The organism is Bacteroides sp. L008 (assembly GCF_040812255.1).
Lineage (GTDB): Bacteria > Bacteroidota > Bacteroidia > Bacteroidales > Bacteroidaceae > Bacteroides > Bacteroides vicugnae.
Window position 1 is genome coordinate 4,284,329 of record NZ_JBFNXO010000001.1, and the last position, 18,870, is coordinate 4,303,198.

An 18,870-nucleotide genomic window follows, 5' to 3' on the forward strand; every position below is an offset into this window, starting at 1 on the left:
CCCAAGTATTCACGAATTAAATAATGAAAAGGATGAAACGATTGATTTTAACGCTGTTCGTGGGGCTTCTTTGCTTCACGTACCAGGCAAAAGCGCAGTGGACGGTCATCGACCCGTCGAACCTCGTTCAGAACATCAAGAGCGCGGTTCAAAGCTCGACCACGGCGACCAACATGGTCAAGTCGCTGCAAGAGAGTATCAAGATTTATAACCAGAGCAAGGCTTACTACGACGCCCTCAAATCGGTGCATAACATCATCAAGGATGCCCGGAAGGTGAAGCTGACGCTCGAAATGGTCAGCGAGATCACGGAAATCTACACCTCGGGATTCAACCGTATGGTTTCAGACTCGAACTTCACGGTGGACGAGCTGGCGGCGATCTCGGCGGGTTACGCCCGGTTGCTGGAGGAGGGCGGTGCGCTGGTGGCGGAACTCAAGACGGTCATAACCGGCGGCAACGGCCTCTCGCTCTCGGACAAGGAGCGGATGGACGTGGTGGATCAGGTTTACACGAAGATGCTGGAGTACCGCAACCTCACGCGCTATTACACGCGCAAGACCATCTCCGTGTCCTTCATCCGCAGCCGCGAAAAGGGCGACGCGCACCGGGTGCTGGCACTTTACGGGAACCCGAACGACAGATATTGGTAACCTGAAAACGGAGGCAGTCATGGATTTCGACAATTTACACCAGGTTCTCCGGAACCTGTACCAGGAGATGATGCCGCTATGCGGCGACATGATCGGGGTGGCGAAAGGTATCGCCGGCCTGGGTGCGCTCTTTTACGTGGCTTACCGGGTATGGAAGGCACTGGCCAGCGCGGAGCCTATCGACGTGTTCCCGCTCCTGCGGCCTTTCGCCATCGGCTTGTGCGTGATGTTCTTTCCCACCGTGGTTCTGGGGACGATCAACGCCGTGATGTCGCCCGTGGTGCAGGGCACGCACGCCATACTGGAGGGGCAGACGTTGGATTTGCAGGCATACCAGCAACAGAAGGACGATTTGGAAGCCGAGGCCCGCAGGCGCGAGGGCAAGGCTTGGTTAGTGGACGACGAGGTGTATGAACAACGGCTTGCGGATATGGGTATCACGGACTTGGGCGAGATTATCAGCATGTGGGCCGAACGCACGTGGTACGACATCAAGGCCGGTTTCCGGCAGCTTGTCCGGGACTTCTTCGAGTTGTTGTTCAACGCCGCGGGGCTTACCATCGACACGCTGCGGACATTCTTTTTAGTCGTGCTGTCGATTCTGGGGCCCTTGTCGTTCGCCCTCTCCATTTACGACGGCTTCCACTCGACGCTCGCGAGCTGGATTTCCCGCTATATCAGCGTGTACCTTTGGCTTCCCATCGCCGACCTGTTCTCCGCGGTGCTGGCCAAGATCCAGACGTTGATGCTCCAGGCGGACGTCCTGGCCCTGCAAGACCCCAACTACATTCCCGACAGCGGCAGCGGTGTCTATATTATCTTTTTGATTATAGGTATCATAGGCTATTTCACGATCCCCACCGTTGCCGAGTGGGTGATCCAGTCGGGCGGAGCCGGTGGGGCTATGGGCGGTATCAACAAGGCCGGGGCATTCGCCACGGGTGTCGCGGGCGGTATCGCCGGCAACATGATCGGCCGCACGTTCGGGCGTCGCGGCGGTGGCGGTTCCTCCTCCGGTAACGGCGGCGGTGGCCCGGCTTCGGGCAGTGCCCCCAACGGGCGCAACCTGGCAACACAAGGTAACAGTAATCATTCATAACAATTTGGACAATGGAATTCAAGTCATTAAAAAACATCGAAACAAGTTTCAGGCAGATTCGGCTTTTCGGTATCGTGTTCCTCTGCCTGTGCGCGCTGGTATCCGTGTTCAGCGTGGTCGCGAGCTTCCGTTTCGCCGAAAAGCAGCGCGAGAAGATCTACGTCCTGGACGGGGGCAAGTCGCTGATGCTGGCGCTCTCGCAGGATTTGAGCCAGAACCGCCCCGTGGAGGCGCGCGAACATATCCGGCGTTTTCACGAGTTGTTCTTTACCCTCTCGCCCGACCGTGCGGCCATCGAAAGCAACATCAACCGCGCGCTGTTCCTGGTCGATAAGAGTGCCTTCGCCTATTACCAGGACATGCAGGAGAAAGGTTACTACAACCGTGTGGTGTCGGGGAACATCAGCCAGCGTATCGAGGTGGACTCCGTGGTGTGCGACTTCAACGCCTATCCCTACCGGGCCATGACCTATGCCCGGCAAATGATTGTCCGCGAGAGCAACATCACCGAGCGTTCGCTGGTCACGCGCTGCGAGCTGATCAACTCGGGGCGTTCGGACAATAACCCGCAGGGTTTCATCATGGAGAAATTCGAGATTCTGGAGAACCGCGATTTACGTACATTAAAAAGATAAGGCTATGGCAAAGAAGAGAATAAAGGCTTTCGGGGAGTGGGTCGAAGACCTCCTGCGCCGCGCTTGCGGGGCGCTCTCGCCCGATAAGCGGATTATCGTGATCCTCACGCTGCTCTTGTTCTTTTCCGTCTTGTCGCTCTACTTTACCGTGTCTTCCATCTACCGCTTCGGCAAGGGAGCCGGGGAACGGATGCAGATACGGCATATCGAGCGGCTGGAGCTGGAATTAAGACAACGGCAGGAGGCCGACAGTGTAAAACATCTAAAAGATTTCAATTATGACGACGAACGAAAAACAGAATAAACGGCCGGAGGCGGGGAAAAAGGAACTCACGCCCCGGCAGATACAGATGCGGAAGAAGATGGTGGTCTTCCCGCTCTTTTTCCTGGCCTTTGCCGGGTGCATGTGGCTGATCTTCTCCCCCGGCGAAAAAGAACGGGAGGAGCCTTCGGCGGGTTTCAACACGGAGCTGCCGACCCCGGAATCGGAGGGTATCCTCTCGGACAAGCGTGATGCCTACGTGCAGGAGGAGATGCGGCGCAGGGAGCGGGAAAAGATGCGCTCCTTGCAGGATTTCGCGTTCGGGATGGAGGACGAGGAGGAAGAGCCCGTCATGCCCGCTGCCGTGCCGGATAAGTCTTCCGGCCCTGCCGGCGGTTCGTCGGGAGCTTTCCGGACTTCCCGTGCCGCCTATGCCGACATCAACCGCCAGTTAGGCAGTTTCTACGAGGACACCGCCGGTGAAACGGGGGAAGAGCGCGAGATGCAGGCCCGCATCGAGGAACTGGAACGCCGCCTGGAAGAACAGCAGGCGCAGAAAACGGCCCAGGAGGAGCAGGTGGCGCTGCTGGAGAAGTCCTACGAGATCGCCGCCCGCTACATGAACGGCGGTCAGGCCCCTGAAGCCCCGCGTCAGAAAACCTCCGTTTCCGGCAAGGCTTCCGTGCAGCCCGTGCGCCAGGTGCGCCGTAACATCGTGTCGCTGCTCGCCGCCCCGCTGCCCGATTCGGTCTTCGCCCGTGAGTTCGTCAAGCCCCGGAACTGGGGTTTCAACACGGTGGGGAGCGACCTTCGCGAGCCCGAGCGCAACAGTATCCGTGCCGCCGTGCAGCAAACCGTGACGCTCACCGATGGCGGGGAGGTTACTTTCCGGCTGCTGGAACCGATGGTGGCGGGAGATCTGCTCATCCCCTCGGGTACGCCCGTAACGGGGGCGGCGAGGATCAACGGCGAACGGCTGACGGTCAAGGTCAGCGCTGTCCAGCACGGCGGGGCGGTCGTTCCGGTCGATCTGTCGGTCTATGACACGAACGGCAACGAGGGTATTCCCGTGCCGGGGTCGGAAGAACTCAATGCCGTGAAGGAGATCGCCGCCAATATGGGCGCGGGCATGGGCAGCAGTATCACGATCACGGACGATGCCGGTTCGCAACTGCTCTCCGACCTGGGGCGCAGCGCCATCCAGGGCGTATCGCAATACGTGAGCAAGAAGATGCGCTCGGTCAAGGTCACGCTCAAGGCCGGTTACAGCGTCCTGCTGCTCCCGCCCCTTCAATAAGGGTACAAACGACGTACTTCCGTACACCACTGAAAAAATCCATTTTTATCAACAATCAAAAATTTATCGAGTATGAAAAAGATTCTTCTGGCACTCGCTTTTATCGGGTGCATGTTCGCTGCCCACGCGCAGGAAAAGCCCTCCACGGGCGATTTGTACGACGGTCTTACCCGTCCGCTGACTTTCAACCGGGTTATCCCGCCCTACGCGCTGGAGGTGACGTTCAGCAAGACCGTGCATGTGATTTTCCCCTCGGCCATCCGTTACGTCGATCTGGGGTCTTCGGATCTTCTGGCGGCGAAAGCCGACGGCACGGAAAACGTGCTGCGTGTAAAGGCGGCCCTGCGTGATTTCTCGCGCGAGAGCAACCTTTCGGTCATTACCGAGGACGGGGCCTATTACAGCTTCAATGTCAAGTATGCCGACGAGCCGGTGAAACTGTCGGTCGAGATGGCGGACTTCCTGCATGACGGGGAGGCGGTAAACCGCCCCAATAACGCGCTGGACATCTATTTGCAGGAGTTGGGATGCGAATCTCCGCTGCTGGTCAAACTGATCATGCAGTCCATTTACAAGAATGACCGCCGCGAGATCAAGCATATCGGTTGCAAGCGTTTCGGGGTACAATACCTCCTCAAAGGTATCTACGTGCATAACGACCTGCTTTATTTCCACCTCCAACTGAAAAACTCCTCCAACGTGCCTTTCAACGTGGACTACCTGACGTTCAAGATTACGGACAAGAAGGTGGCCAAACGCACGGCCATCCAGGAGCAGGTCGTATGGCCCGTGCGTGCGTACAACAACGTGCAGGTCATCGGCGGCAAGCGTACCGAGCGCATGGTCTTCACGCTCCCGAAGTTCACGCTGGCCGACGACAAGCAGCTGGTCGTGGAACTGCACGAGCAGCAGGGCGGGCGACACCAGACTTTCACGGTGGAGAATGCCGACCTGGTGCGCGCACGTGTTATCAACGAGTTAAAGGTAAAGTGATATGAAACGGGCGATATTCATTCTCACGCTGGGGTTATGCCTCCTCCTTTCGGACGGGGCGCACGCCCAGCGTGCCCTGCCCGCCATGCGCGGGCTGGAAATACGGGGAGGCATGGCCGACGGCTTCTATACCCGGGACAGCCGCAGCGAAACGGGCTACTGGTTCGGGCTGGCCATGAGCCGCTACGCGAAGAATGCCGACAAGTGGGTGTTCGGCGCGGAGTTCCTGAACCGTTATTACCCCTACAAGTCGGAACGTATCCCTGTGGCGCAGTTCACGGCCGAGGGCGATTACTATTACAAGTTCCTCGCCGACCCGTCCAGGACTTTTTTCTTCTACCTCGGCGGCTCGGCGCTGGCCGGTTACGAGAGCGTGAACCGGGGCGAGAGGCGGCTCTATGACGGCTCTACGCTCCGCCACCGCGACCGTTTCCTCTATGGCGGGGCCGTCACGCTGGAGGTCGATGCGTACCTGACCGACAGGATTATCCTCTCGCTGACGGGGCGTGAGCGTATCCTATGGGGCACTACAACGGGACATTTCCACGCGCAGTTCGGCCTGGGCGTGAAATTCATAATCCATTAAACTTGCAAGCGACATGAAAAAGATGAAAAAGATATTGGCCCTGGCGGTCTGGATCGCCGCCCTGGGTCTTTTATGCGCATCCTGCGACAACGGGCTGGATATACAGCAGGCGTACACGTTCTCTCTGGAAACGATGCCCGTTCAGAAGCGAATCTCCGTTGGTGAAACCGCTGAAATCCGCTGCACGCTCGTGCGGGAGGGGAGATATGACGGCGCGCGTTACACGATCCGCTATTTCCAGCCCGACGGGCGCGGTGAGTTGAGGATGGACGACGGTACGGTGTTCCTGCCCAACGACCGCTATCCGCTCGACCGTGAGGTGTTCCGCCTCTATTACACATCGCGCAGCGATGACCAGCAGACCATCGACGTCTATGTCGAGGACAACACGGGTCAGGTCGTGAAGACCTCCTTCACGTTCCAGAGCGAGAACGGGACGGAGGAAACGGAACGATAACGGAATATGTCTAACCAAGAGAAGCGCCCGTCACCCGGGCGCTTTCCATAAATACTGAAAACCATGACAGAGCAAGAGAGAATAGATATAGCCTATCTCGATACGGGGGTGTACGAGAACCCGTGGCGCGAGAACCTTTTCGAGACGCTGCCCGAGGATCGGAAAACGGCGGAGGTCTGCCGTTTCGCCATCAAGAAATCGGCTTTCAACATCGAGTTCGTTCCCGAAGCGATGAAAACGCCGGAACTTTGTCTTGCCGCGGCCGGCCACCGGGGCGAAACACTGAAATTCGTCCCTGACCGTCTGAAGACACCGAAAATGTGCCGTGCCGCCGTCGATAGCAACAGCTACGCGCTGTATTACGTTCCGGAGGGGTTGAAGACCCCCGAACTGTGCATGGCGGCCGTGAAGCGCAACGGCCTGGTGCTGGAGGCCGTTCCCGGGGAATTGAGGACGCCGCAAATATGCCGTGCGGCGTTGAAAGCGGTGGACAGTGCCGATTACAAGATACTCCCTTACATTCCGTATCCCGATATATGCCTGGAAGGGCTGAAAAAATTCGGGATGTCGTTCGTGGACAAGTTCGAGATTTTCGCCTCCATTGCCCCGGAGGTCATGACCGGGGAGCTGGCTCTTCACGGCGTGGGGATGGACGCGTCCTGCCTTTCGCTCGTGCCGGTGGAACTGCGCACGGAGGCAGTCTGCCTGCGTGCCGTCAGCGGGGACGGCATCCTGCTCCATGAAGTGCCGGAGGAATTACGCACGGAACGGGTCTGCGAGGCCGCCGTGTCCTCGAACTACCTGGCACTGGAGTACGTTCCGAAACATCTGAAAACCGACCGTCTGTGCGGGATGGCGCTGGAGCGCGATCCCCTGGCCATCCGCTTTTTCAACCCCGAACAGCTCACGCCGGAGGTCTGCAACCGGGCGTTGGCCCGTACCGACGACCTGCGTGTCCTCCGCTATATCCCCTTCGAGGAGATACACCTGAAAGTGTTGGGGTTCTATTGCACGAATTACGATAAGACCTTCGATTTTTTGGAGAACATGAACCCCTGGTTCCTCACGCCGAGGGTGGCCCGGGAAATTTTCGCCCTGGAGCCGGAGCTGTTCTACAACCTTCCCGATCACGCCAAGAACGAGGAGATGTGCCGCCGGGCCGTCGGGCACGACGGGAGCTACCTGCAATATGTCCCCGAGAAGTGGAAAACGCCGGAGTTGTGCATGGAGGCCATACGGCGCAGTCCCTATGCCATCGCCCACCTGCCCGAGAGCATGAAAAGCCCGGATCTATACATGAGCCTGGTGCGGGAGAACCCGCAAAACCTGAAAGGCGTCCCCCGCGAAGCCCGGACGCCGGAAATGAGCCGGGAGGCTTTCGAGCGTACCTACGGGAAGGACAAAACCGATTTCTCGGTTATCAGCGCGTTGAGCGACCCCGCCCTGGTCTTGCAGGTTTTCCGCGAGCAGGACGACCCGCAGAAGATACACCGGTTGATGAGTATCCTGCACCTGAACCGCCGGCTTGTAACGGAGGAGGTGGCGTTGGAGGCCGTTCGCAAGGATGCGGGGGTGCTGTACGACATTCCCCGCACGGCCATCACGCCGCTCGTGGCCGATACGGCCGTGCGGGGCGACCCGAGGATGATCCAGTGGGTTCCGAGGGAGCTTCGCACGTCGGATCTGTGCCTCTATGCCGAGGCCGCCCATCCCGAGTTGCGGGTTTACGTTCCCGACGAGATAGCGAAGGGACGTAATATCTATTCGTTCCACCGTCAGGTGGACGCGAAATTGCGGCAGCCGCTCGAATACGAACAATACAAGACCCTCTACTCGGGCGGCGCGGTGCGTGTGAACAACGTGTGGACGTCGGTTGTGGGTGAGATCGACTGCTGCGAGGTGCGTTACGACCGCAAGGCGGAGAAACTCAAACTGCGGATCGTAGAGCCGCAGCGGAAGAAAAATATCATGTCTACACGTATTTCTCCTAAATCAGCGAAAAAAGGGAAAAGAAAAATCTCCTAAATAAAATGAATAAGCGATAGATTTTTCTATCGCTTATTCGTTATTTAAGGTTTTACTATGTAGCCAATATATTTTCCGATAAAAAACAGCACAAAAGAATAATAAAATAACAATACTTCCTCCTATCAAGATTATATAAGTAAATGCCTTTAATGAAATAATATCCTTCCCCCAAATAGCCACTGCCCCGTGAAATAATACAATAATACTCCATAAACACAAAGTGATTTGCCCAATGGCAATGTTTATTTTAGAAGGAGAATAGGCGCCTCCATTTCCCTTGAAAAAGGATTTTTGAATTTGAGGAAGTTCATATCCTTGTATGTTTTGGTAATGAAACCCTCCTATATGAGAAGCTTTAGGTGTCATATACTGGGATTTTCTCTCAAAAGCACAAATAGCATTCTCATATCTTTCATACCACGCTTTAGAACCTTTTCCCATCATTATCCATAAACATGAAAAAATAATTCCTATAACTCCTATTGAAAATGCTAACAAATTTGCATATGCAAATAACGACGCCTTTTCAAGCATAGTTATTAGCAAACTACCATATCCCGTAAAACATAAGATCAAGAAAGCTGAAAGAAATATTGATCTTTGCCATAAATGGGATAATTCAAAATCTCTACAACGCCAAAAAGTTTCATGTATTTCTTTAATAGAGATTTTATCCTCTACATCGTTTGAATTTCGTTCCTCACTCATATTCTTTATATTTATTTCAACCAGGGAATAGTGTTTTTTTGATAAATACCAAATTGTGTTAAATAGTCAAACGCCCATTTTATTCCGGCATCTACTTGTTCCTCCATATTATCATTTGTATATTCTATCTTTTTTATATTAGTCATTCTTTGATATAAATCTTCAAACATCCACGTTGCTCCTTTATCTTTTTGCTGTAATACGACAGTAGGCATTTCTGCCATCTTGACAATATGTGGAAATTCGTATAAATGCCCACTCGGTTCTGTATTCTCAATTATTACCAATCTTGAAGAAAGGGCATATCGCAAAACTTTTTGCATTACACTCTCTCCTAAAAGATCTGGTTGTTCTTTAATAATATAAGTATAAAAACCTTTATTATCTAAATACGTCTGTATCCTCTTTAATAGCTCCATACTTTCTCCTGTATCTTTGCCCAAAATGAGAATACTATCGGAGTTTTCCAGCATATTATTAGCCCTTTCGTACACTTTATTAAATGACAATTCAATATTATCTATGAGTGTTTGATTAGGTATATGAATAGATTCTGCTAATGCCCATCTTACAAATAAATGTACATCATCATCATTATCTAACTCTTCGCTGAAATAGGGAAACCCCTCTGTTGCTAATCGTTTAACTGCTTTTATCATTGCTTCTGCAAATACAGAAGCATGATATTTGTGAAACCAGTATTTAGTATAAATATGTTCTTCAAGCGTTATTTCCAAGCTATCCCCAATTCTTATTATATAACAACAAGGAAAATTATTATCCAAAATTTGCAGAGATTCTTGCTCTGGCACCTTTGTTAAATCTATTGATAATAACTCTTTTAAGGATAAAGTATCGTCTTCCATTATTATTTGATTCATTGTTTATGCAAATATAACTCATACCCTTTGAAAAGCCTATTTATATATCACTTTTTTGAATCAGAATCGTTATATTTGCAATCGAATCCTCCGGCGGCGTGCCGCCGGGCGATTTACATACGGAAGGAACACATTATGGTGGGGCATTGAAAACAGCCAAATTTTAATCCGCTCGCAAAATAATGGGTAGTTCTCTTCTTCATCGTCGTGTCTATATGCGTCAAGCGTATGCGATAAGCGGCGTGGGGAGAAATTATCTATCGAGTGGATGGGTGCTTGGCTGTACCTCAATGCCGGTATTTAACGTATTCTCACGCCTTTTTCGTATGGTATTTGTCTGAACCTAAAGAAAAGCGATATGGAAACGAAATCGACAAATGAGGTAAAGGGTGATTACGACCGGGTATCGGCGAGTGAATGCCTGGGGTCGCTAATCGAGTTGCACGGGATTGTCATGGAAGACGATCTGTTCGTCATTCCCGATGCGGATGGTATGGCAGTATTATACAATGACGGGAAGATACGTTTTGACGAGATCGCCGACATCGAGGTCGGCTCGGTGTTCGTGGGCATCCTGCTCCGCAACGGCTATCTGTTCTACCTTTCCCGTACCGAACCGCTCAAGACGTGCATATACACGCATGGCGGGTGGGGTTCAATCTCTGAAATTTCTCCCCGTGGCATTGCCGGACATATCGGGCGTGAACTGCACGGGAAGTTGGGCGACCATACGGCGGTCGATTGACGGGAAACAAAAAAATCGGACGGTTGTTATCGTCCGATTTTTTTCGCGTCGTATTTTCACGGTCGTTGCCCGCCTTGTTCCCGTTTCCGCCTTTGCAGGGCGAGCAGTTGCCGCAACATGTAGGCATGGTTTTCCCCCACGGTATGCCCCGAGGGCATCAGGTAGGGACTTGCGAGGCACTCCCGGCATTGGCGTACCGCCTCTTTTAAGTCGGTAACGGTTATTTCCGCTCCCGTGATGTCTTTAATCTTTGTTTCCATTCTTGTCCTGTTTTTTTGGTTCGTACCAACTGTCCCGGTAATTTTCTCCCACGAGCGAGAAAATTCCGCTCATGCCGCTTTCAGCGGCGAAATTTTTGGCTTCCCATATACCGGAAAACTCTCCCAGCAGCCGGTAGCCGATGAATAATTTGTACTTGCGCATGATTTTATCGTTTTTCCAGGTTGATAATCGGTGTGTTCTTTTGCAGCCATTCTTTCACGCTGTCCATGTTGTATTCGGATGTGATAACCGCCGTTCGGTCGTCGATTTCGGTGAAGCGCGTAGTTTCATACCCGTCGATCCACTGCTTCAGCGTGGCAACGCCCCACACCTGCGGGTCGTCAAACATGGTGTCGAGCCGCCCGATACCCTCGCCGAAGGTTACGAGCAGCGTTTCATAGGAGATTTCCTTGTTTACTTCATTCGTTTTCATATTCTCGCTTTTTACGGGCGGCTTTTGCCGCCCCGAAATTTTTTAATCAGACAAGTTCCACTCTAACCCTGCTCATGTTCGCCCAGAACACCCCGTTGCAGTAGTAGGCGTAGCCGTTATGCCAGTTGCTCCTGCGGCGTATCACGTCCTGCTCGGGTGGTCGTATCTCGATACTCGTGGTGTAGATGTTGTGTCCCACGGTAATGACGAGGTTGCACCTTCGCCATATCTCGGAATGGGTTCTGAACCCGTTTTTCCCCTCGACGAGCGCAAGGGCCGTCTTGACTGCTTCCCGAACTTCCCAATCCCACTCCCCGAAGGGTTTGAGCGGGCGTGCCATGTAGCTTTTATAGATGATTTTCATTGTTATATTTTTTTTGTAGGGCGGCTTTCGCCGCCCCGATTTTTATGCTGTCATTCGTTTCCGTATAAGGGACATGTTCCCCTTCATCAGTTTCAGTATTTGCCCGTGGTATGGGGTATTCTTGTTACACACGCCACGGCTCTGCACGACCTCCATGCGTTTTAGGGACACCTCTATCGTTTCGATACGTTTGCCGTCGATTGTGGCCGAGAGTATGAGCGAGTCGGCTTTCAGATAGTATTCGTTGGTAAACACGCAATGGTGCATGGCCTCGCCCTCCTGCCGTATGGCTTCAACGCTGTCCAATACCTTGATGCAGATTTCCCCGTCGGAAAACTCCACTCCGAAAAACCGCCCTTTGGCTTCGACAAACGAGGCTTCCTGTTCCAACGCCTTGCGCCGTTCCTCCTGCCGCCGTTCCATTTGCATGTGCCGCCGTTTTTTTGCCATGTAGAGGTCATGCGCTGCGGGCAGGTCTGCGGGACACACGAAATGGGCGTTATGCAGGTCTTTCCCGAAAAATCGCAGCAGGTCGATGTAGTCGCACCATTCCGTCGGTTTCCCGATAGCGTACCCGTTACGGATGGCGATACGGATGGCCGGCCAATAGTCGGCGATATTGCGGGAGGTACGGGCGAAAAATCGCACGAGTGCCGTTTGTCCCGCTTTAAGCAGCGTTTCGGCCTTGTTCTCCGAGAGCAGCAGGTGGATAAGGTCGAAAGGGGTTACATCGGGGAGTTGTTTGCCGTAACCGCTTCGGCGCAGTTCGGGGATAAGCCGTTGCCGGGGATAGATGCGTGTGGGCGTGATGTTGTATTTCCCGTCGTTCTCCGCCCGCAGTTCCAATGCGCTCGACCAACTCCACCCGTGAACGAAGAAGCCCATCGGGCGCAGCCGTGCGAAGGTTGCGGAGCGTCCGTCGGGGGCAATCCACCGCTGTACGGCTTCGATATGGGTGTAAACGGGCGTCTGTCCCACTTTCGCCCAACACTCGATATAGACGAAGCGCAGGACTTGAAAACCCTTGCAGCGGGTTACGATGCACAAATACTCGTAATCGTTGAACTTGCGGCGCAGGGTGGTTTCCACTTTCAGCGTGGTGTGGCAATGCGGACACTCGCACCCTAACAGATTGTCCGTGAGTTCTCCGTTTTCGCTCTGCCACGTGTGGCCGCACTCGGTGCAGGTGATAAGTCCTTTCGGCGTGCGGCGTCCGATATGCTCGATGCAGTTCTTGTACCCCCATTCGATTTGTGCGGGGGTGAGCGGCGGCAGGTGTTTGCTTGCCGCCACGACGTTCTGTTGGAATTTTGTTCTCGGTTTCATAACTAAAATAGACTGGGCATTAGTTTGTTATCTTCGATTTTCTTGGGTTTGGACTTGGCTTTCGCCAACTTGGCGTAGGCTTCGCTCTCGGCCTTCCGTATGGCGTTCCGCCGTGCCTCGGCTTTTTCCTCCTCGGTCAGTTCAACGGTGTGATTGACCACTACCTTGCAACTGACGGGTTTGCCGATGTCGATGTCCTCCTCGTCGTAATAGTGGAGTGCCATAGAGTATATTTCCTCGTCGGCAAACCCGTTGCAACCGCTCTGCCGTACTTGGTTGATGATGAAAGTGCAGCAATCGTCAATGTTCTTTTTCGGGTTGGCGTATCGGGGTGCGAAAAGTTCGTCCTCCCGTGCTCGTGCGTCGAGATAGTTCTGTATCGTCAGTTTGAAATAATCTGTTCCTTGTGCCATGATTTTTTGGTATTGTGGGGCGGCGAGCCGCCCCGTGTTCAACATTTATTCGTCCTTTCCGAGAAGCCGTCGCACCTCGTCCTCTTTGGTCTTTTGGAAAATCCATCCCGCTTTCTTCTGCCCGTCATGCGTCAGCCGTGCGTTGAAGCGTCCCCCGAGTGCGTGAAGGGCGTCCTTGACGGGCTTGGTGTCCCCGAATACGGCTATCGCCTTCTCGGAATAGTCCACGATGATAAACCCGCCTTGCACGCTCGTTTCAGTGCGTTCCGCCCGTTTTTCGTCTTTCGGCTCGGGCAGACATATATTCTCCTCGTTTCCTGCGATATATGCCAGCCTGTCGATGTACCCTTCACGGGTGTAGTGGGTCAGTTTGCAGACACTCCACCCGTATTTCGGACTTTTGCCGAGCGTGAAAACGGGATAGCGGTGTTCGTTCTTGGGGTCGTATTCGGAGAGGTGCGCCGTTTGCGGGAAATTGGCCGCCGCCTTTCTCAACTCCCCGAAGCCGTTGCGGGAGGTGGCCGAAAAGCCGAGAATGACGGTACGCACGCTTCGGGTGGTCGAACACTCGTAAGAGGGGTCAGTGTATTCCGTTTCGTTGAGTTCGGCGATGATTACGCCCTGCACCCCTTCGGGCATGATGCGGCGTAACCTCTGCGCCCCTATTTCCGCTATGCGGTCATGCTCGGCTTTCTCTTTGGCGGCGGCGATGGCCTGCGCCGTGGCTTGCTCTTCCGCCTGCCTCACGAGCAAAGCCACCTCGAAAGCGTCCATGAACTCGGGGTTCACGTCGTCGTAGTACCTGCCGATACCGAATGTTTGCGAGAGGGGTCGCAGAATGTCCGTTTGGCTGATTTCCTTTGTTTCGGTATCGACCATGTGGTACACGTAGCCACGGGCGGTGTGTTCCACCTTGTAAACGACGTAACGCTTTCTGCTCGCACCCGCACCGATACCGATGATAACCTGGTTTTCCTTGACTACCTGCACCTGCGTGTCCGTGGTAGTCGCTCCGAATAATGAAATGTACTTTGTCATACCTGTAAAAATTTAGAAGATGTGAGTGAATAGGAAATAGAAAAAGCCGATTAGAGCCACGAGAGAAACAAGGCAGGAGAAAATGCCCCGCAGGATGTCATAACAGAACGTGAAGCCCAAAACGACCCAAATAAAGTCGATACCCCACACGTGGAAGCCCAAAGCCACCGCCCCGACCTTTACCGCCAACCCGACCTTTGCCTTTATGCCAAGTGGAAGGTTGGAGGATTTCTGTTTCCATTTATTTTTCTCTTCGTTTCTCATAACCTTTGACTTTTTTTTTATGCCGTAGCGGAGCCGGTATGGATGGAATCTGTTTCGGTAGCATCAAAAGGTGTCGGGGATAGCTGCTGCAAGATTTTGTCGGAAAATACGCTCGCCCGCAGGGAAAGAGGAAGATTTTGCGGCAAACCGCCCCGCGGCCCGATCTTGCAGCAGCGTGAGCCCCGTAACTACCTTTGCTACTGACAACAGATTTCCATACCGCGCTCCGCGGCATGAAAAAAAGAGAGGAAAAGGTTATGGGAGAGAAACGGGGAGAAAACGATATGCCGTGAACGCTCGAGAAAGTCGGTTCACGGCTCACCCTGCATGGAATGATAAATCGCCCGCGAACATTTCCTTTCACGGGCGATTGGCGTATCGGAGCGTGCCGATCCCGTATCGGCGGAGGATCGTTTCCGCCGGACGTGGCGCCACTCGCTGCCACTTTGAAGACGGATACGTCCATATGCCACTGGCTGATAACAAGATACTGTCCATTTGTGTACTTTTGGGCATCCGGGAAACAAAAAATGAAACAGAACATGGAAATAATAAGTATGGACGTGAAGGCTTTCGACGCGCTGGCAGGGCACGTGGAAGCCATTGAAAGAAAAGCCGAGGCGTTATGCCGCAGGCAGGAGGACGTGAGTTTGAAAAAATGGCTGGACAACCAGGATGTCTGTGACGTGCTGGGTATATCGAAACGTACCCTGCAAACCTACCGGGAGAAAGGGTTGCTGCCTTTCAGCCGCATCCGTCACAAAATCTTCTACAAACCGGAAGATGTCGGGAAACTGCTGCAATCGTCGCACTATCCTAATACCGCCGCGTTATGAGCCATTATTTCATCGACAAGCACGATCCGCGTGTGGCGGATCTCTTCCGGCGTTTGGAAAAGGCCGGCAAGGCACTGGATAAACTGGAATCCTCCGGAGGCCGGACACTCAAGGGAGAGCGGTTCGTCACCGACGAGGAATTGTCCCGGCTGCTGAAAATCAGCAGGCGTACATTGCAGGAATACCGTACGGCGCGGATCATTCCCTATTATTTGATTCAGGGCAAGGTACTATACATGGAATCCGAGATACAGAAATTCCTGGAAGATTCCCGGAAGAAATGTATCGGGGGACAGGAATGGGTATAAAAGAAGAACGGCCAACGTTTTGGCTGTTCTTCTTTTTCAGTTCAATATCGTGTTCATACCGGGGAGCTGCCAGACGACAGCAGTCGTCGTGGCCCTTCGGACAAGCCACCGTCGGAAGGCTTCGGCATTCCCGGATTTTAAGCGGAAAGCCAGCGCGGCGATCATTTCGAGCGAATACAGCTCGACAATACCGCCGTCACGGTTGCGCTCCCGGCGGTAAACCCTCTCCTCACAGAGTATGCCGCTTTTGAGTATGGAGCGGATGTTGCTCCCCACGGCAGGAACGAAGACTCCGAACAGGTCGGCAATCTGGTGGCGCGTGAGCCATACACGGTTCTCCGGCGTGTGGATTTCCACCCGCCCGTTTTCAATGCTGATAGGTTCTCTTGTCGTCATAGTCATACAAATTTATCAATTTTGTTATACTGTTCAACCGTTTACCGTTATAATATCTGCCGTTTCCGGTTCGTCCTCCTCGTAGAGATTTATTTTCCGGCCTTTGGTCTGTTCTTTCAGCCGTTTCATGTCCTCGTCCACCTTGCGGTCGGTCACTTTGGCGTAAATCTGCGTGGTGGAAATGCTCTTGTGTCCCATCATGCGGCTGACAGTTTCGATAGGCACACCCAACGAGAGCGTGATATGTGTCCCGAAATTGTGCCTCGCCTTGTGAAAGGTCATGTCGAAGCCGTATGTCCGTCCCAGTTCTCTGGTGAGCTTGATGAGATACCCCCGGCAATAGAGATTGAAAATCCTGTCGCTTTTACGCTCGTGGCGGTATTTCTCGATGATCTGCAACGGCACGTTCAGCAGGCGGATGGCCGAGGGCGTTTCGGTCTTCTGGCGCCGGATGTGTATCCAGTACGTTCCGTCGTCCGACTGCGTGATGTCTTTTTCGGACAAGCGTTTCAGGTCGGCGTAGGACAACCCCGTGAAGGTAGCGAAGAGAAACCAGTCCCGCACCCGCTGGAGGTTGGGTTTATCGACGGGAGTTTCCATCAGCTTTTTGAGGTCTTCGAGTTTCAAATGGCGGCTCTTGCGCCGGGGCAGTTCCGGGTGCAGCTTCCCGTAAGGGTCGCGCCGGAGTGTACCCTGACTGACAGCCCGCTTGGTCATTTTCTTCAACCGGTAAAGATGCTCGTGTACTGTCTTGGGTTTCATTTCACGATCTGTACGCAGGAATATTTCAAAATCATCGTAGAACTCCCGGTCAAGGCTCCGCAACGCTACATCCTCCTTTTCCTTCCTTTTTTTCACGAAGGAGGCTAAAATATTATAGGAGTTCTCGTAACTTTCATAGGTTTCTTCCTTGCGATCCACGCCGACACGCTTGCGGAACTCCTCGTTATGCTCGCGGAACAAGGCAAGGAGGGTGAACGGTTTCTGCCCGATTCCTTCCACGGCGTTTTTGACCAGCTCGGCCGTCACGAAACCGAGGCTTTTACGAATATGACGGTAATGTCCGGTGATTTTTTCGGTCAGTTTCTCTATTGCCAGGTTTACCGTTCGGGCGTTCTCGCTTCGTCCGTTCGCCCTTTTGGTTTCCGGATTCCAGAGCGATGGATCGACAAACGCGTTGATATTGATCGGGGCCGACTTGGCGTCGATGCTTACCTTGCATAACAATTTACATGTTCCGTCCTTGCGGACTTTCGTGCGGTTGATGTAGAACAGCAGGGAGAACGTGCTGCGACGTTTTATCTCTTTATTATTCGGTTCCATAATCGTTGTGAATTTGATTGTCAATGATAGATTAAATAGCTACGGAGAAGCGACCGGCAATCTTTTCCTCTAAAGACCGGGTATCCATGTCGATCTTGTCATCGGTCACTTTGGCGTAAATCTGCGTCGTGGAAATGCGGCTATGCCCCAGCATTTTACTGACGGTTTCAAGCGGGACACCATGCGAAAGCGTGATCTCGGTGGCGTAGGTATGGCGTCCGCAGTGAAAGACGAGCTTCCGTTCAATTCCGCAAATGGCGGCAATACGTTTCAGCGTCCGGTTGAGTTCGTTGTTGCTGTACATCGGCAGCAGTTTTCCTTCCGGGGCCATATCCCGGTACTTGTCGAGGATGAGCAACGGTATGTCGAGCAACGGCACTTCATAGTCGATTTTCGTCTTCTTGCGGGCGGTCTTGATCCATACCTCACCGTCCTCGGCCACTTCCAGATCCTCCGTCGTCAGGCGGCACATGTCCCCGTAAGGGATACCCGTGTAGCAGGAGAAGAGGAACAGGTCGCGGATATGGTAGAGTTTCGGGTCGTGCAGGGGTGTGGTCATCAGCCGTTGTAACTCCACGGCGGTAAGGTATTTCTGTTCCCGCTCGGGATGTTCGGCTTCATAACCCGCGAACGGGTCGGCAGTGATAATCCCTTCCGCGATGGCTTCCCCGACAATCGTGTTCAACCGTGTGACAAGCAACACGATAGTTCCCAGGGCAAAGCGGCGCTCCGTGCGTAGGTAGAGGTCATAGTTGTCGATGAATGAACGGTTCAGGGCCGTGAAAGGAACATCCGACAACTTGTATTTCTCCTGGATGAAAGCGGCCACACAGTTACAAGCATAGCGGTAAGATTGCGCTGTTCCCTTTTCCCGGTTCACGCCGACACGTTTTTCGAAATGTTCGATGAACGTCCGGAAATAACCCAACAGGGTTTCCTGCCCGAAAGCTGTCCCCAACAACAGATTCCTTATTTCTTCAGCCGTTACATTCTCACGGGTGGCTGACAGTTCGGCATAAATGGAAATGGCTGAAGCTCGCAAATCGTCCAGTTGCCGGTTGATTTCCCGCGCGGCGTTACTTTTACCCGTGGCACGTCCGGATGCCCACAGTGCAGCGGGTACGGACATTTTCGCGCTAAAAGCCGCTTCTGAAAATTTGCCGACAACAAGTTTCGCCATGACCGGGCAATGTCCCTCGTCATTCATTTCGCTCTTTTTGAGGTAGAACGTAACCGTTACATCCGTCTGTTTCATAACTCTATTTTTTATGTTGCAAAATTACTTGATATAGAGTTATTTACAGTTATGAAAATTATAGCGGAACAAAGAATAAAACCCCGGATGCCGGTAACATAACCTGTATTTCCATGAAAAACGGAAAAAACGGTTATCTTTACGGGCAAAATATAGGGTTCTTTGCATGGTGAACGGTAAAACCGCAGGTGGTTAAGCGTTATTTTGCCGGATTATCCGGGGCTAAAAAAGGCAACGGATAAGTAGCAAATCTTTCTCTTAACCTTTCATTATCCTGCATTTTAGCGATTTGGAAAGGTATAGAAGAAT

Annotated in this window: 25 protein-coding genes; 12 read left to right on the forward strand and 13 right to left on the reverse strand. The window is 52.9% G+C overall.

Going from position 1 to position 18,870, the window contains the following annotated elements; genetic code table 11:
• Positions 1-32: 32 nt before the first annotated feature.
• From AB3G73_RS16880 to AB3G73_RS16920, 9 genes are all read left to right on the forward strand, one after another.
• Positions 33-653, forward strand: a complete 621-nt coding sequence (locus AB3G73_RS16880) for a DUF4141 domain-containing protein (RefSeq protein WP_196245474.1) — start codon at positions 33-35, stop codon at positions 651-653.
• Positions 654-672: 19 nt separating this feature from the next.
• Entirely contained in the window at positions 673-1,752 is a 1,080-nt protein-coding gene (gene traJ / locus AB3G73_RS16885; RefSeq protein WP_005681344.1) for a conjugative transposon protein TraJ, read from the forward strand.
• An 11-nt stretch (positions 1,753-1,763) separates the two neighbouring features.
• Positions 1,764-2,387: a conjugative transposon protein TraK gene (traK, locus tag AB3G73_RS16890; RefSeq protein ID WP_004295450.1), complete on the forward strand. Its 624-nt coding sequence runs from the start codon at positions 1,764-1,766 to the stop codon at positions 2,385-2,387.
• A 4-nt stretch (positions 2,388-2,391) separates the two neighbouring features.
• On the forward strand, positions 2,392-2,691 hold the full coding sequence (locus AB3G73_RS16895; protein WP_004319143.1) for a TraL conjugative transposon family protein: 300 nt from the start codon (positions 2,392-2,394) through the stop codon (positions 2,689-2,691).
• Entirely contained in the window at positions 2,666-3,946 is a 1,281-nt protein-coding gene (gene traM / locus AB3G73_RS16900; RefSeq protein ID WP_367745249.1) for a conjugative transposon protein TraM, read from the forward strand. The genes AB3G73_RS16895 and traM overlap by 26 nt, the downstream gene beginning before the upstream one ends.
• Positions 3,947-4,018: 72 nt before the next feature.
• Positions 4,019-4,939, forward strand: coding sequence for a conjugative transposon protein TraN (gene traN / locus AB3G73_RS16905; RefSeq protein ID WP_004303795.1), 921 nt, complete (start codon positions 4,019-4,021; stop codon positions 4,937-4,939).
• A gap of 1 nt (position 4,940) precedes the next feature.
• Positions 4,941-5,525, forward strand: coding sequence for a conjugal transfer protein TraO (locus tag AB3G73_RS16910; protein ID WP_367745250.1), 585 nt, complete (start codon positions 4,941-4,943; stop codon positions 5,523-5,525).
• A gap of 13 nt (positions 5,526-5,538) precedes the next feature.
• A complete protein-coding gene (locus tag AB3G73_RS16915; RefSeq protein ID WP_004295445.1) occupies positions 5,539-5,982 on the forward strand; it encodes a DUF3872 domain-containing protein in 444 nt (147 codons plus the stop codon).
• A 63-nt stretch (positions 5,983-6,045) separates the two neighbouring features.
• On the forward strand, positions 6,046-8,007 hold the full coding sequence (locus AB3G73_RS16920; protein ID WP_367745251.1) for a DUF4116 domain-containing protein: 1,962 nt from the start codon (positions 6,046-6,048) through the stop codon (positions 8,005-8,007).
• Between the two features lie 33 nt (positions 8,008-8,040).
• On the opposite strand, the gene AB3G73_RS16925 is transcribed toward AB3G73_RS16920, so the two are convergent.
• Entirely contained in the window at positions 8,041-8,718 is a 678-nt protein-coding gene (locus tag AB3G73_RS16925; RefSeq protein WP_007851767.1) for a hypothetical protein, read from the reverse strand.
• An 11-nt stretch (positions 8,719-8,729) separates the two neighbouring features.
• On the reverse strand, positions 8,730-9,599 hold the full coding sequence (locus AB3G73_RS16930; protein WP_230590652.1) for a hypothetical protein: 870 nt from the start codon (positions 9,597-9,599) through the stop codon (positions 8,730-8,732).
• Positions 9,600-9,957: 358 nt separating this feature from the next.
• On the opposite strand from AB3G73_RS16930, the gene AB3G73_RS16935 reads away from it, so the two are divergent.
• Positions 9,958-10,344: a hypothetical protein gene (locus tag AB3G73_RS16935; protein ID WP_032597186.1), complete on the forward strand. Its 387-nt coding sequence runs from the start codon at positions 9,958-9,960 to the stop codon at positions 10,342-10,344.
• A 56-nt stretch (positions 10,345-10,400) separates the two neighbouring features.
• Here the strand turns inward: AB3G73_RS16935 and AB3G73_RS16940 are convergent, their stop codons facing one another.
• Genes AB3G73_RS16940 through AB3G73_RS16975 form a run of 8 tightly spaced genes read right to left on the reverse strand, consistent with a single transcriptional unit; the run spans position 10,401 to position 14,443 of the window.
• Positions 10,401-10,604 carry a hypothetical protein gene (locus AB3G73_RS16940; RefSeq protein ID WP_032597185.1) on the reverse strand — a complete coding sequence of 68 codons (204 nt, stop codon included), beginning with the start codon at positions 10,602-10,604 and terminating at the stop codon, positions 10,401-10,403.
• Positions 10,588-10,767 (reverse strand): hypothetical protein, encoded by a 180-nt coding sequence (locus AB3G73_RS16945; protein WP_004295439.1) that lies wholly within the window; start codon positions 10,765-10,767, stop codon positions 10,588-10,590. The genes AB3G73_RS16940 and AB3G73_RS16945 overlap by 17 nt, the downstream gene beginning before the upstream one ends.
• A 4-nt stretch (positions 10,768-10,771) precedes the next feature.
• On the reverse strand, positions 10,772-11,038 hold the full coding sequence (locus tag AB3G73_RS16950; protein ID WP_004303780.1) for a hypothetical protein: 267 nt from the start codon (positions 11,036-11,038) through the stop codon (positions 10,772-10,774).
• A 46-nt stretch (positions 11,039-11,084) separates the two neighbouring features.
• A complete protein-coding gene (locus AB3G73_RS16955) occupies positions 11,085-11,402 on the reverse strand; it encodes a hypothetical protein (protein WP_032597184.1) in 318 nt (105 codons plus the stop codon).
• Positions 11,403-11,444: 42 nt separating this feature from the next.
• Entirely contained in the window at positions 11,445-12,728 is a 1,284-nt protein-coding gene (locus AB3G73_RS16960) for a PcfJ domain-containing protein (RefSeq protein ID WP_227226058.1), read from the reverse strand.
• Positions 12,729-12,730: 2 nt separating this feature from the next.
• Positions 12,731-13,141: a PcfK-like family protein gene (locus tag AB3G73_RS16965; RefSeq protein ID WP_009132163.1), complete on the reverse strand. Its 411-nt coding sequence runs from the start codon at positions 13,139-13,141 to the stop codon at positions 12,731-12,733.
• Between the two features lie 45 nt (positions 13,142-13,186).
• Positions 13,187-14,179, reverse strand: a complete 993-nt coding sequence (locus tag AB3G73_RS16970; RefSeq protein ID WP_004295433.1) for a hypothetical protein — start codon at positions 14,177-14,179, stop codon at positions 13,187-13,189.
• Positions 14,180-14,191: 12 nt separating this feature from the next.
• The gene (locus AB3G73_RS16975) at positions 14,192-14,443 is read right to left on the reverse strand and encodes a hypothetical protein (protein WP_004319132.1); all 252 of its coding nucleotides are present in this window, start codon (positions 14,441-14,443) and stop codon (positions 14,192-14,194) included.
• A gap of 542 nt (positions 14,444-14,985) precedes the next feature.
• Between AB3G73_RS16975 and AB3G73_RS16980 the strand changes: the two genes are divergently transcribed.
• Both AB3G73_RS16980 and AB3G73_RS16985 read left to right on the forward strand, forming a co-directional pair.
• Positions 14,986-15,279: a helix-turn-helix domain-containing protein gene (locus tag AB3G73_RS16980; protein ID WP_004319131.1), complete on the forward strand. Its 294-nt coding sequence runs from the start codon at positions 14,986-14,988 to the stop codon at positions 15,277-15,279.
• Positions 15,276-15,587 (forward strand): helix-turn-helix domain-containing protein, encoded by a 312-nt coding sequence (locus tag AB3G73_RS16985; protein WP_004295430.1) that lies wholly within the window; start codon positions 15,276-15,278, stop codon positions 15,585-15,587. Before AB3G73_RS16980 ends, AB3G73_RS16985 begins: the two co-directional genes overlap by 4 nt.
• Before the next feature lie 36 nt (positions 15,588-15,623).
• Here AB3G73_RS16985 and AB3G73_RS16990 read toward each other — a convergent pair whose 3' ends face one another.
• Genes AB3G73_RS16990 through AB3G73_RS17000 form a run of 3 tightly spaced genes read right to left on the reverse strand, consistent with a single transcriptional unit; the run spans position 15,624 to position 18,561 of the window.
• Positions 15,624-15,989: a hypothetical protein gene (locus AB3G73_RS16990; protein ID WP_009123631.1), complete on the reverse strand. Its 366-nt coding sequence runs from the start codon at positions 15,987-15,989 to the stop codon at positions 15,624-15,626.
• A gap of 27 nt (positions 15,990-16,016) precedes the next feature.
• Positions 16,017-17,306, reverse strand: coding sequence for a site-specific integrase (locus tag AB3G73_RS16995; RefSeq protein ID WP_118422411.1), 1,290 nt, complete (start codon positions 17,304-17,306; stop codon positions 16,017-16,019).
• Positions 17,307-17,337: 31 nt separating this feature from the next.
• On the reverse strand, positions 17,338-18,561 hold the full coding sequence (locus AB3G73_RS17000; protein ID WP_007568640.1) for a site-specific integrase: 1,224 nt from the start codon (positions 18,559-18,561) through the stop codon (positions 17,338-17,340).
• Positions 18,562-18,870 lie beyond the last annotated feature (309 nt).

Excerpts from the sequence above, each read along its gene's own strand:
- AB3G73_RS16880 (WP_196245474.1), top strand. The coding sequence starts at position 33 with ATGAAACGATTGATTTTAACGCTGTTCGTGGGGCTTCTTTGCTTCACG.
- traJ (WP_005681344.1), top strand. The coding sequence starts at position 673 with ATGGATTTCGACAATTTACACCAGGTTCTCCGGAACCTGTACCAGGAG.
- traK (WP_004295450.1), top strand. The coding sequence starts at position 1,764 with ATGGAATTCAAGTCATTAAAAAACATCGAAACAAGTTTCAGGCAGATT.
- AB3G73_RS16895 (WP_004319143.1), top strand. The coding sequence starts at position 2,392 with ATGGCAAAGAAGAGAATAAAGGCTTTCGGGGAGTGGGTCGAAGACCTC.
- traM (WP_367745249.1), top strand. The coding sequence starts at position 2,666 with ATGACGACGAACGAAAAACAGAATAAACGGCCGGAGGCGGGGAAAAAG.
- traN (WP_004303795.1), top strand. The coding sequence starts at position 4,019 with ATGAAAAAGATTCTTCTGGCACTCGCTTTTATCGGGTGCATGTTCGCT.
- AB3G73_RS16910 (WP_367745250.1), top strand. The coding sequence starts at position 4,941 with ATGAAACGGGCGATATTCATTCTCACGCTGGGGTTATGCCTCCTCCTT.
- AB3G73_RS16915 (WP_004295445.1), top strand. The coding sequence starts at position 5,539 with ATGAAAAAGATGAAAAAGATATTGGCCCTGGCGGTCTGGATCGCCGCC.
- AB3G73_RS16920 (WP_367745251.1), top strand. The coding sequence starts at position 6,046 with ATGACAGAGCAAGAGAGAATAGATATAGCCTATCTCGATACGGGGGTG.
- AB3G73_RS16925 (WP_007851767.1), bottom strand. The coding sequence starts at position 8,718 with ATGAGTGAGGAACGAAATTCAAACGATGTAGAGGATAAAATCTCTATT.
- AB3G73_RS16930 (WP_230590652.1), bottom strand. The coding sequence starts at position 9,599 with ATGAATCAAATAATAATGGAAGACGATACTTTATCCTTAAAAGAGTTA.
- AB3G73_RS16935 (WP_032597186.1), top strand. The coding sequence starts at position 9,958 with ATGGAAACGAAATCGACAAATGAGGTAAAGGGTGATTACGACCGGGTA.
- AB3G73_RS16940 (WP_032597185.1), bottom strand. The coding sequence starts at position 10,604 with ATGGAAACAAAGATTAAAGACATCACGGGAGCGGAAATAACCGTTACC.
- AB3G73_RS16945 (WP_004295439.1), bottom strand. The coding sequence starts at position 10,767 with ATGCGCAAGTACAAATTATTCATCGGCTACCGGCTGCTGGGAGAGTTT.
- AB3G73_RS16950 (WP_004303780.1), bottom strand. The coding sequence starts at position 11,038 with ATGAAAACGAATGAAGTAAACAAGGAAATCTCCTATGAAACGCTGCTC.
- AB3G73_RS16955 (WP_032597184.1), bottom strand. The coding sequence starts at position 11,402 with ATGAAAATCATCTATAAAAGCTACATGGCACGCCCGCTCAAACCCTTC.
- AB3G73_RS16960 (WP_227226058.1), bottom strand. The coding sequence starts at position 12,728 with ATGAAACCGAGAACAAAATTCCAACAGAACGTCGTGGCGGCAAGCAAA.
- AB3G73_RS16965 (WP_009132163.1), bottom strand. The coding sequence starts at position 13,141 with ATGGCACAAGGAACAGATTATTTCAAACTGACGATACAGAACTATCTC.
- AB3G73_RS16970 (WP_004295433.1), bottom strand. The coding sequence starts at position 14,179 with ATGACAAAGTACATTTCATTATTCGGAGCGACTACCACGGACACGCAG.
- AB3G73_RS16975 (WP_004319132.1), bottom strand. The coding sequence starts at position 14,443 with ATGAGAAACGAAGAGAAAAATAAATGGAAACAGAAATCCTCCAACCTT.
- AB3G73_RS16980 (WP_004319131.1), top strand. The coding sequence starts at position 14,986 with ATGGAAATAATAAGTATGGACGTGAAGGCTTTCGACGCGCTGGCAGGG.
- AB3G73_RS16985 (WP_004295430.1), top strand. The coding sequence starts at position 15,276 with ATGAGCCATTATTTCATCGACAAGCACGATCCGCGTGTGGCGGATCTC.
- AB3G73_RS16990 (WP_009123631.1), bottom strand. The coding sequence starts at position 15,989 with ATGACTATGACGACAAGAGAACCTATCAGCATTGAAAACGGGCGGGTG.
- AB3G73_RS16995 (WP_118422411.1), bottom strand. The coding sequence starts at position 17,306 with ATGGAACCGAATAATAAAGAGATAAAACGTCGCAGCACGTTCTCCCTG.
- AB3G73_RS17000 (WP_007568640.1), bottom strand. The coding sequence starts at position 18,561 with ATGAAACAGACGGATGTAACGGTTACGTTCTACCTCAAAAAGAGCGAA.